The sequence below is a fragment of the Streptomyces sp. NRRL WC-3549 genome, from assembly GCF_000721935.1.
GTDB lineage: Bacteria > Actinomycetota > Actinomycetes > Streptomycetales > Streptomycetaceae > Streptomyces.
On sequence record NZ_KL585412.1, the window covers coordinates 15,856 to 27,123 of the forward strand.

At 70.1% G+C, this 11,268-nt stretch carries 9 protein-coding genes, 1 tRNA gene and 1 pseudogene; 2 read left to right on the forward strand and 9 right to left on the reverse strand.

The genetic code is table 11. The features are described 5' to 3' along the window. Positions 1-268 (reverse strand): annotated as a pseudogene (locus IH13_RS0120480) (acyl-CoA desaturase); the annotation flags it as partial. A 372-nt stretch (positions 269-640) separates the two neighbouring features. Here IH13_RS0120480 and ppc point away from each other — a divergent pair. Continuing rightward, the gene (ppc, locus tag IH13_RS0120485) at positions 641-3,370 is read left to right on the forward strand and encodes a phosphoenolpyruvate carboxylase (protein ID WP_031086527.1); all 2,730 of its coding nucleotides are present in this window, start codon (positions 641-643) and stop codon (positions 3,368-3,370) included. A 30-nt stretch (positions 3,371-3,400) separates the two neighbouring features. Here the strand turns inward: ppc and IH13_RS0120490 are convergent, their stop codons facing one another. The 7 genes from IH13_RS0120490 to IH13_RS0120520 form a co-directional block, all read right to left on the reverse strand. After that, a complete protein-coding gene (locus IH13_RS0120490) occupies positions 3,401-3,871 on the reverse strand; it encodes a hypothetical protein (protein WP_031086530.1) in 471 nt (156 codons plus the stop codon). 75 nt (positions 3,872-3,946) lie between these two features. Continuing rightward, a complete protein-coding gene (gene pth / locus IH13_RS0120495) occupies positions 3,947-4,540 on the reverse strand; it encodes an aminoacyl-tRNA hydrolase (RefSeq protein WP_031086531.1) in 594 nt (197 codons plus the stop codon). A gap of 129 nt (positions 4,541-4,669) precedes the next feature. After that, complete coding sequence (locus tag IH13_RS0120500) at positions 4,670-5,248, reverse strand: 50S ribosomal protein L25/general stress protein Ctc (RefSeq protein ID WP_031086534.1); 579 nt, start codon at positions 5,246-5,248, stop codon at positions 4,670-4,672. A 216-nt stretch (positions 5,249-5,464) separates the two neighbouring features. Continuing rightward, a complete protein-coding gene (locus IH13_RS0120505; RefSeq protein WP_031086535.1) occupies positions 5,465-6,442 on the reverse strand; it encodes a ribose-phosphate diphosphokinase in 978 nt (325 codons plus the stop codon). Between the two features lie 119 nt (positions 6,443-6,561). Then, a complete protein-coding gene (gene glmU / locus IH13_RS0120510) occupies positions 6,562-8,010 on the reverse strand; it encodes a bifunctional UDP-N-acetylglucosamine diphosphorylase/glucosamine-1-phosphate N-acetyltransferase GlmU (protein WP_082317655.1) in 1,449 nt (482 codons plus the stop codon). A gap of 110 nt (positions 8,011-8,120) precedes the next feature. Continuing rightward, positions 8,121-8,192: transfer RNA gene (locus IH13_RS0120515), tRNA-Gln, on the reverse strand. A gap of 15 nt (positions 8,193-8,207) precedes the next feature. Continuing rightward, positions 8,208-9,071: a hypothetical protein gene (locus IH13_RS0120520; RefSeq protein WP_031086539.1), complete on the reverse strand. Its 864-nt coding sequence runs from the start codon at positions 9,069-9,071 to the stop codon at positions 8,208-8,210. A gap of 155 nt (positions 9,072-9,226) precedes the next feature. On the opposite strand from IH13_RS0120520, the gene IH13_RS0120525 reads away from it, so the two are divergent. Then, positions 9,227-10,564: a sensor histidine kinase gene (locus IH13_RS0120525; RefSeq protein ID WP_031086541.1), complete on the forward strand. Its 1,338-nt coding sequence runs from the start codon at positions 9,227-9,229 to the stop codon at positions 10,562-10,564. Between the two features lie 77 nt (positions 10,565-10,641). On the opposite strand, the gene IH13_RS0120530 is transcribed toward IH13_RS0120525, so the two are convergent. Beyond that, the gene (locus IH13_RS0120530; protein WP_031086543.1) at positions 10,642-11,163 is read right to left on the reverse strand and encodes an SUKH-3 domain-containing protein; all 522 of its coding nucleotides are present in this window, start codon (positions 11,161-11,163) and stop codon (positions 10,642-10,644) included. Positions 11,164-11,268 lie beyond the last annotated feature (105 nt).

Here is an 11,268-nt window from a genome sequence, read left to right on the forward strand (position 1 = left end):
GGGTGAAGTAGCGGTGGAAGCCGATCGTCACGCCGTGGCAGCCGATGTAGTACATGACGACCATCAGGGACAGGTCCAGCCAGCTGATGCCCCACCCCCAGGCCAGCGGCACCGCCGCGACCAGAGCGGCGAAGGGCACCACGATGAACAGCAGCAGCGCGATCTGCTCGATCGAACGCTTGTTGTCTCCGCCGAGCGTGGCGGAGGAGGGAGCGGGGTCGGTGGCGGACGGCAGGCCGTCCTCGAGCACATCCGGGCTGGTTGCCATAGGGGAGTCCCCCGTGAGGTGAGGAAAATATGACGGTATGACCGGGCTACGCTTCCGTAACCTACGGCAACGTAAGTATGGCAGCGAAACCGCCCGCGACACGCGACCACCACCGCCACCACCCAAGTGACATCTGTCCCCCACTCCCGGTACGAACCACTCCGCAGGGCTGCGGGCACGTCCACACCCCGGACGCCTATCCTGGGACGGTCGGACAGCGCGGTCCGCACTCTGCGTACGACCGGGGTGGCGTGAGCACCGCGACGACCCCCGGAACCCTGTGACAGAAGTGCTCACCTGTCTCCCGCGGCCACCTTCCAGGGAGACGCCTGGCGACGCACCTCTTCCCACCACTGCAAGGAGCCGCACACTGTGAGCAGTGCCGACCAGACACCCGCCGCCAACACCGAACTCCGGGCGGACATCCGACGCCTCGGCGACCTCCTGGGCGAGACCCTCGTACGCCAGGAAGGCCCCGAACTCCTCGACCTCGTCGAACGCGTCCGAGCCCTCACCCGCACCGACGGCGAAGCCGCCGCCCAGCTCCTCGGCGACACCGACCTGGAGACCGCCGCCCAGCTCGTCCGCGCCTTCTCCACCTACTTCCACCTCGCCAACGTCACCGAGCAGGTCCACCGCGCCCACGAGATGCGCGACCGCCGGGCGGCCGAAGGCGGACTGCTCGCCCGCACCGCCGACCGGCTCAAGGACGCCGACCCCGAGCACCTGCGCGAGACGGTCAAGAACCTCAACGTGCGGCCCGTCTTCACCGCCCACCCCACCGAAGCCGCCCGCCGCTCCGTACTCAACAAGCTCCGCCGCATCGCCGCGCTCCTCGAAACCCCCGTCATCGAGGCCGACCGCCGCCGCCACGACCTGCGCCTCGCCGAGAACATCGACCTCATCTGGCAGACCGACGAACTCCGCGTCGTACGGCCCGAGCCCGCCGACGAGGCCCGCAACGCCATCTACTACCTCGACGAACTCCACGCGAACGCCGTCGGCGACGTCCTCGAAGACCTCGCCGCCGAACTCGAACGCGTCGGCGTCGAACTCCCCGCCGGCACCCGCCCCCTCACCTTCGGCACCTGGATCGGCGGCGACCGCGACGGCAACCCCAACGTGACCCCCGAGGTCACCTGGGACGTCCTGATCCTCCAGCACGAACACGGCATCACCGACGCCCTCGAACTCATCGACAACCTGCGCGGACTGCTCTCCAACTCCATCCGCTACACCGGAGCCACCGACGAGCTCCTCACCTCCCTCCAGACCGACCTGGAACTCCTCCCCGAGATCAGCCCCCGCTACAAGCGGCTCAACGCCGAAGAGCCCTACCGGCTCAAGGCCACCTGCATCCGCCAGAAGCTCGTCAACACCCGCGAACGCCTCGCCACCGGCACCCCCCACCGCCCCGGCTGCGACTACCTCGGCACCTCCGAGCTCATCAACGACCTGGCCCTCATCCAGACCTCCCTGCGCGAGCACCGCGGCGGACTCTTCGCCGACGGCCGCATGGACCGCACCATCCGGACCCTCTCCGCCTTCGGCCTCCAGCTCGCCACCATGGACGTACGCGAACACGCCGACGCCCACCACCACGCCCTCGGCCAGCTCTTCGACCGCCTCGGCGAGGAATCCTGGCGCTACGCCGACATGCCCCGCGAATACCGGCAGAAGCTCCTCGCCAAGGAACTCCGCTCCCGCCGCCCCCTCGCCCCCACCCCGGCACCCCTCGACGCGGCCGGCGAGAAGACCCTCGGCGTCTTCCACACCATCACCCAGGCCTTCGAACGCTTCGGCCCCGAAGTCATCGAGTCCTACATCATCTCCATGTGCCAGGGCGCCGACGACGTCTTCGCCGCCGCCGTCCTCGCCCGCGAAGCCGGCCTCATCGACCTCCACGGCGGCTGGGCCAAGATCGGCATCGTCCCGCTCCTCGAAACCACCGACGAGCTCAAGGCCGCCGACGTCATCCTCGACGAGATGCTCGCCGACCCCTCCTACCGCCGCCTCGTCTCCCTGCGCGGCGACGTCCAGGAGGTCATGCTCGGCTACTCCGACTCCTCCAAGTTCGGCGGCATCACCACCTCCCAGTGGGAGATCCACCGCGCCCAGCGCCGCCTCCGCGACGTCGCCCACCGCTACGGCGTACGCCTGCGCCTCTTCCACGGCCGCGGCGGCACCGTCGGCCGCGGCGGCGGCCCCTCCCACGACGCGATCCTCGCCCAGCCCTGGGGCACCCTCGAAGGCGAGATCAAGGTCACCGAGCAGGGCGAGGTCATCTCCGACAAGTACCTCATCCCCGCACTCGCCCGCGAGAACCTCGAACTGACCGTCGCGGCCACCCTCCAGGCCTCCGCCCTGCACACCGCGCCCCGCCAGTCCGACGAAGCCCTCGCCCGCTGGGACGCGGCCATGGACACCGTCTCCGACGCCGCCCACACCGCCTACCGCAAGCTCGTCGAAGACCCCGACCTGCCCGCGTACTTCCTCGCCTCCACCCCGGTGGACCAGCTCGCCGACCTGCACCTGGGCTCGCGGCCCTCCCGCCGCCCCGGCTCGGGCGTCTCGCTCGACGGACTGCGCGCCATCCCCTGGGTGTTCGGCTGGACCCAGTCACGCCAGATCGTCCCCGGCTGGTTCGGCGTCGGCTCGGGCCTCAAGGCACTGCGCGAAGCCGGACTCGGCACCGTCCTGGAAGAAATGCACGGACAGTGGCACTTCTTCCAGAACTTCCTCTCCAACGTCGAGATGACCCTCGCCAAGACCGACCTGCGCATCGCCCGCCACTACGTGGACACCCTCGTCCCCGACGAGCTCAAGCACGTCTTCGACGTCATCCAGGCCGAGCACGAACTCACCGTGCGGGAAGTCCTCAAGGTCACCGGCGGCAAGGAACTCCTCGACACCAGCCCCGTCCTCCAGCAGACCTTCGCCATCCGCGACGCCTACCTGGACCCCATCTCCTACCTCCAGGTGTCCCTGCTCGCCCGCCAGCGCCAGGCGGCCGAACGCGGCGAGGAGCCCGACCCGCTGCTCGCACGGGCCCTGCTGCTCACCGTCAACGGCGTCGCCGCGGGCCTCCGCAACACCGGCTGACCCCCGACCGGGCACCGGCGGGTGCGGCCCTCACAGCGCGAAGAACGTCGCCGCCAACAGGGCCGCACCCGCCACACCCGCACCCCACGCCGTCCGCGTCAGCCGCATCCCGCCCGCCAGCACCAGGGCCGACAGCACCAACGCACCGCCCAACGGCAACCACGCGTGCAGGAACCCCGGCACACCCGTCCGCACGACCTCCCCCGTCCCCGGCTTCACCACCACCGGGAAACGGTCACCCCTACGCACGGCGACGGACCGCTCGATCGTCACCCCGGCCCGCTGCTGCGACCGCTCGTCCGGCGAGAACGACCCCGTACACGTGTCCTCACCACACCCCGTGACCGACATCGTCCCGTGCTCCCGGCCCTTGGCCAGCACCACGTGATGCGCCGTCCCCCAGGACGCCCACACCCCCGCGACGAGCAACAACAGGACGACACAGCCGGCCGCGAACACACGGCCGTGGTCCAGCAGCCGGTGGGACGTACTCCGCTTCATGGGGGCAGATCTTTGGGGAGAGCCCGACCCCCGGTCAACTCGTGGCCGGAAAACACCCAGGAAGCAACAGAATTGTCAGGAGTTGTACGCCGACTGCGCCCGCTCCAGCCCGTCCGCCACCAACGACTCCACCGCATCCGCCGCCCGGTCCACCAGGAACGCCAACTCCTTGCGCTCCACGGACGAGAAGTCCTTCAGCACGAAGTCCGCGACCTGCATCCGCCCCGGCGGCCGGCCGATCCCGAACCGCACCCGGTGGTAGTCCGGCCCCATCGCCTTCGTCATCGACTTCAGCCCGTTGTGCCCGTTGTCCCCGCCCCCCAGCTTCAACCGCAGCGTCCCGTAGTCGATGTCCAACTCGTCGTGCACCGCCACCACATGATCCGTCGGCACCTTGTAGAAGTCCCGCAGCGCCGTCACCGGACCGCCCGACAGGTTCATGTACGACATCGGCTTCACCAGCACCACCCGACGGCTCAGCGGACCCGGCGGACCCATCCGCCCCTCCACCACCTGCGCCTGCGCCTTCTGCGCCCGCTTGAACTTCCCGCCGATCCGCGTCGCCAGCAGATCGGCGACCATGAACCCGACGTTGTGCCGGTTCGCCGCGTACTCGGGGCCCGGGTTGCCGAGTCCCACGATCAGCCAGGGGTCGGTGGCATCGGACATCAGCGTTCGGTCTCCTCGTGATAGGTACCGGTGGAACGACGGGACGACGACGGGGCACAGACGGAAAACGGGGCGGCGCACCCCCGGAAGGGAAACGCCGCCCCGTCAGTGAAGCAGGTGCGACGAGGCTCAGGCCTCTTCGCCCTCGGCCTCGTCCGACGACGGCTCGGCCTGCGCGGTGACGACGGAGAGCACCACGGCCTCCGGGTCGTCGACCAGCACGGAACCGGTCGGCAGCGGGATGTCCTTGGCGAAGATCGACTGACCGGCGTCCATGCCCTGGACGGAGACCGTCACGGACTCGGGGATGTTGGTCGCCTCGGCCTGGACGCGCAGCGTGTTCATCACGTACTCGAGCAGGTTCGAACCCGGGGCCAGGTCGCCCTCGACCTGCACGGCCACCTCGACGTCGACCTTCTCGCCGCGCTTCACGGTGAGCAGGTCCACGTGCTCGATGTCGCCCTTGATGGCGTTGCGCTGGACGGCCTTCGGGATGACCAGGGCGTCCTTGCCGTCGATCTCCAGACCGATCAGGACGTTCGGCGTACGCAGCGCCAGCAGCAGGGCGTGACCCGGCAGCGTGATGTGAACCGGCTCGGCGCCGTGGCCGTAGACCACACCGGGAACCTGGTGGGCACGACGGATACGGCGGGCGGCGCCCTTGCCGAACTCGGTACGGACCTCGGTGGCGAGCTTGATCTCGGCCATGGTGCACTCCTCGTGAGGTGACGAAAATCTGACGGTCACCCGGCCCACGACAGGCCTGCTACGAAGAGCGCGTCGATAACGGAGCGCCGGCTCCCACGATTCCTCATGAGAACGGCCTCCCTCGCCGAGCAACTCGTTGAGTCTACCCGGCGGGGAGGCCGCATCCCAAAGTGGATCACCTCCGGGCGACGGCCCGGAGAGGATGGCCCCGGGCGATCAGCCCTGCTCCTCGAAGAGGCTCGTCACCGAACCGTCCTCGAAGACCTCACGCACCGCACGCGCGATCGTCGGCGCGATCGACAGCACCGTGATCTTGTCGATCTCCAGCTCACCCGGAGTCGGCAGCGTGTCCGTGAACACGAACTCGCTGACCTTCGAATTCTTCAGACGGTCCGCCGCGGGGCCCGACAGCACCCCGTGCGTCGCCGTCACTATGACGTCCTCCGCGCCGTGCGCGAACAGGGCGTCCGCCGCGGCGCAGATCGTGCCACCCGTGTCGATCATGTCGTCGACCAGCACACACACCCGGCCCTCGACGTTGCCGACCACCTCGTGCACGCTGACCTGGTTCGGCACGTCCTTGTCACGGCGCTTGTGCACGATCGCCAGCGGCGCGTCCAGCCGGTCGCACCAGCGGTCCGCGACCCGTACCCGGCCCGCGTCCGGCGAGACGACCGTCAGCTTCGAGCGGTCGACCTTCGCACCCACGTAGTCCGCCAGGATCGGCAGCGCGAACAGGTGGTCCACCGGACCGTCGAAGAAGCCCTGGATCTGGTCCGTGTGCAGGTCCACCGTGAGGATCCGGTCCGCACCCGCCGTCTTCATCAGGTCCGCGATCAGACGCGCCGAGATCGGCTCACGGCCCCTGTGCTTCTTGTCCTGGCGGGCGTAACCGTAGAACGGCACGATCACCGTGATCGACCGGGCGGACGCACGCTTCAGCGCGTCCAGCATGATCAGCTGCTCCATGATCCACTTGTTGATCGGAGCCGTGTGGCTCTGGATCAGGAAGCAGTCGGCACCGCGCGCGGACTCCTGGAACCGCACATAGATCTCACCGTTGGCGAAATCGAAGGCCTTCGTCGGCACGAGGTCCACACCCAACTGGTGTGCGACCTCCTCGGCCAGCTCGGGGTGGGCGCGGCCGGAGAAGAGCATCAGTTTCTTCTCGCCGGTCGTCTTGATCCCGGTCACAGCACAGTCTCCTCAGACGTGTATCTGGCACCGCGCGCATGTGTCCCGATGTGCGACGAGCCAGCCGAAATGGGTGAGCATCTATCACGGTACGCCGCCTGTGGCGCACCTGTTTCCGGTCAGCTTTCGCCGCCGGGCTCCTGAACCGCCGACTGGGCCGCCTGCGCCGCGGCGCTGCCGGGCCGCTTGCGGGCCACCCAACCCTCGATATTCCGCTGCTGGCCCCGCGCTACGGCCAGCGACCCGGCCGGCACGTCCTTGGTGATGACCGAGCCCGCCGCCGTGTAGACCCCGTCCCCGACCGTGACAGGCGCCACAAACATATTGTCCGACCCGGTCCGGCAGTGGGACCCGATCGTGGTGTGGTGCTTCGCCACCCCGTCGTAGTTCACGAAGACGCTCGCCGCGCCGATGTTGGTGTGGTCGCCGATGGTCGCGTCGCCGACGTAGCTCAGGTGCGGGACCTTGGTGCCCTCGCCGATCGTGGCGTTCTTCATCTCCACGTAGGTGCCCGCCTTGGACTTCGGGCCCAGCCGCGTCCCCGGGCGCAGATAGGCGTACGGGCCCACCGAGGCCCCCGGACCGACCTCCGCCCCGTCCGCCACCGTGTTGTCCACCCGGGCGCCGGCGCCGACCGCGGTGTCCTTGATCCGCGCGTTCGGGCCGACCTCGCAGTCCTCGGCCAGGTGCGTCGTGCCCAGCAGCTGCGTCCCCGGGTGCACGACCGCGTCGGCCTCGTACGTCACCGTCGCGTCGATCAGCGTGGAGGCGGGGTCCACGACGGTCACCCCGGCCAGCATCGCGCGCTCCAGCAGCCGCTCGTTGAGCAGCCGCCGGGCCTCGGCGAGCTGGACCCGGTTGTTGACGCCCAGGATCTCCCGGTGGTCGCCCGCGACCGAGGCCCCCACCCGGTGGCCGTCCGCACGCAGGATCGACAGCACGTCGGTGAGGTACTCCTCGCCCTGGCTGTTGTCCGTACGGACCTTCCCGAGCGCCTCGCCCAGCAGCCGGCCGTCGAACGCGAACACCCCCGAGTTGATCTCCCGGATGGCGCGCTGCGCGGCGGTGGCGTCCTTGTGCTCCACGATCTCGGTGACCGCACCGGTGGCCGCGTCGCGGACGATCCGGCCGTAACCGGTGGAGTCCGGAACCTCGGCGGTGAGCACGGTGACGGCGTTCGCGTCGGCGGCGTGCGTGGACGCGAGCGCGGAGAGGGTCTCGCCGGAGAGCAGCGGGGTGTCGCCGCAGACGACGATCACCGTCCCGTCGACGGTCCCGCCCAGCTCGTCGAGCCCCATCCGGACGGCGTTGCCGGTGCCCTTGCGCTCGGCCTGGAAGGCGGTGCGCACGGGGGTCTCGTCGGCGGCCAGGTGCGCGGTGACCTGCTCGCTCGCGTGGCCGACGACCACGACGAGATGGCGCGGGCCGAGCTCACGTGCGGCGGCGACGACGTGGCCGACGAGCGAGCGCCCGGAGATCTCGTGCAGGACCTTGGGGGTCTTCGACTTCATGCGGGTGCCCTCACCCGCTGCGAGGACGACGACGGCTGCCGGGCTAGTGGTGCTCACGGATGTGCCCTTCGGCTTCGGGTGGTGGACACCCGCAGGATACCGGGGGCGTTCAGGCCCGAAACGAGTGCGGGCCCCGACCTGTTGGGTCGGGGCCCGCACCGCGTGGGCTCCGCCGGCTGGATTCGAACCAGCGTCTCAAGGCTCCAAAGGCCTGCGGGATGCCGCTACCCCACGGCGGATTACTGCGTCAGACCCTACCTGAGGCGGAGTTGGGCCTGTTCCGCGATGCCGCTCCACCAGCCCTCGATTCGACGATACAACTCAGCGCCTTGCGGGACCCGGATGATGAGACAGCCCCGGTAGTCGCTGCCCACGTTCTTGCGGACGGTTTTCGGGTTGTGCTTCTTCAGTGTGGTCTTCTGGAAGGCGGAAGCCTCGATCCCGATCAGGTCGGCCCAGTACGACTTGGCGGCTTCAACGTCCGCGGATTCGTGGATCATGAGGCGATAGCGCAGCTGTTCCCGGGTGAAGCCGAGGAGAGCCAGCCACGCGAGATACACCTCGACCATTCCAGGGTCACTGTTGATGAAGGTGACGGTCTCGCGGCGCTCGTAAGGCTTGTCCTTGGCGCCCTCTGACCAGTAGAGAGCTGTACCGACAAGGAAGAGGTCCCGGTCCGAGACGGCGCCGATCTCCTCCTTGGCGACCGCCTTGGTGCGCTGTCGTTCTGTATCGCGCAGGGCCAGTTCGTGATCCCATCGCTTTCGCCCGGCAAGCCGCGCCTGCTCGATGGCCGACCGGCTTCGTTCCGGCTTCGGCAGGTCCCGCACCCACAGCGAGATCGAGCTCTTCGAGCAGCCGAGCTCCACCTGGATCGCGTCGTACGTCAGCCCCTGGAGCCGCAGCTCCCGTGCCTTCGCCCGCAGGTCGTCCTTGGCGTTCGGCCGCCTCGTCCACTCCGGGGCGGGTTCGCCCTCCAGGAGGCGGTTGAGGATGTCGTTGTTGTGGATGTGCAGCTGGTCGCGGATCCGGCGGCGGCTGTGCCCTTCCCGGCGCAGCGCCACCGCCTTCTCCCGCAGCCCCTCGAAGTCGGCGTACCGGCCACCCGTGTTCGTCATGCGGCCACGCTCCTCCGGAATGCGGACGTCCGGTGGGAAAGGGTGTGCGGTTCACCGGATCGTGCGATCTGCTGATCATCGCGGCGTGGTCCCTGGTCACCTGTGCTTGCGGAGTCCCCCGAAAAAGGGATGCGCTCGCCCGTACGCTGGATGCCATGACCGCAACGGGGGCAGACCAGGAAGCGGCGGGCGCGACCACCCGCGGCTACTGGTGGTGGGAACGGCGGCGTGGTGTCGCCCTGGACGTGGGGCTGGCGCTGGTCTCGGCGCTGGAGTGCGGGCTGGAGGGGGTGGGGTTCGCCGAGGACACCGGGCTGCCGGTGCCGCTCGGGGTGCTCTTCGGGCTGCTGGCGGGCTCGGTGCTGGTCGTGCGGCGCCGGTGGCCGATCGCCGTGGTGCTGGTGTCGATCGCGACGACGCCGGCCGAGATGGGTTTCCTGATGGCGCTCGTCGGTCTGTACACGCTGGCCGCGTCGGACGTGCCGCGCCGGATCACCGTCGTCCTGACGGGGATGACGTTCGTCGGCTCGTTCATCGTGGGGTATGTGCGGCTGCGGCAGAGCGTGAGCGCGCACGTGGACACGGACTTCGGCCCGGGTGGCTGGTACATCCCGCTGGTCTCGCTGTTCATGGCGCTGGGGCTGACGGCGCCGGCGGTGCTGTTCGGCCTCTACATCGGGGCGCGGCGCCGGCTGATGGAGAGCCTGCGGGAGCGGGCGGACTCGCTGGAGCGGGAGCTGTCGCTGCTGGCGGACCGTGCCGAGGAGCGGGCCGAGTGGGCGCGTACGGAGGAGCGGACCCGGATCGCCCGGGAGATGCACGACGTGGTGGCGCACCGGGTGAGCCTGATGGTGGTGCATGCGGCGGCGTTGCAGGCGGTGGCCCCGAAGGATCCGGCGAAGGCGGTGCGTAATGCGGTGCTGGTCGGTGACATGGGCCGGCAGGCGTTGACGGAGCTGCGGGAGATGCTGGGGGTGCTGCGGAGCGGGGACGCGCTGGTGGCCCCGGCGGCGGGTGGCCGGGTGCCGTTGGCCTCCGTGGGGCGGACGGCGGTCGAGGCCCCCGTCGAGGTGGCGGCGGAGGACGGGCCGCGGCTGTGCGAGGTGGAGGCCCTGGTGGCGCAGTCGCGGGACGCGGGGATGGCGGTGGAGCTGTCGGTCGACGGTGAGCTGCGCGGGTACGCGCCGGAGGTGGAGCAGACGGCGTACCGGGTGGTGCAGGAGGCGTTGACGAACGTGCACAAGCACGCGGCGGGTGCGAAGACGTGGGTCCGGCTGGCGCACCGGGGTGCGGAGGTCGCGATGCAGGTGGAGAACGGTCCGACGGACGGTGTCACCGCGGACGCGGGTCTGCCGAGCGGGGGCAACGGTCTGGTGGGGATGCGGGAGCGGGTGCTGGGGCTGGGGGGTGTGTTCGTGTCAGGTCCGACGGACGCGGGTGGTTTCCGGGTGTCGGCGGTGCTGCCGGACGCGTCGGCGGCGCCGGGGGTGTGACCCCGCGCCCCTTGGTGCCGGGGCGCCTCGCGACCGTGTCGGCGCCGGGCGCCGGGGGTGTCCTGCGGGTCCGGGGCTCAGGTGGCCTGGGTGAGCCGGGTGGGCTGGGCGCCGGTGACGAGGGTGGCGAGGGCGCGGTCGATGTCGGAGCCGAGGTACCAGTCGCCGGTGTGGTCGACGGAGTAGACGCGCCCTTCGCTGTCGATGGCGAGTACCGCCTGGCCGTTCCCTTCCTCGCCGAGGGGGGCCACCTCGGTCTCCAGGGCGCGGCCCAGGTCGCCGAGGGTGCGGGCCAGGTGGAGGCCGCGCAGGGGGTCGATGTGCAGGGTGGCGGGGGCGATCTGGCGGCCGGGTGCGGAGGCGGTGACGCGGAGTCCTCCGAATTCGGCCCATGCTTCGACCGCTGCCGGGAAGACGGCGTGCCGGTGTCCGGCGGGTGAGGTGTGGGAGCGCAGGGCGTCGGCCCACTCCTCGGCCTGGCGGATGTCCCAGCGGCCCGGTTGCCAGCCGGCTTCGCGCAGGGCCGCCTCGACGGGGCCGGGGAAGCGGACGGAGGGGACGTGTTCCTGCTGGGCGGGGATGTCGGCTCGTTGGCGCATGGGTGGTGGCTCAGCCCTTCTCGGTGGTGGCCGTCGCACCGGTGGTGAGGTCGACGGGGCGTACGCCGAAGTGGGCGAGCATCACCGTGCAGGAGCGGCAGGGGG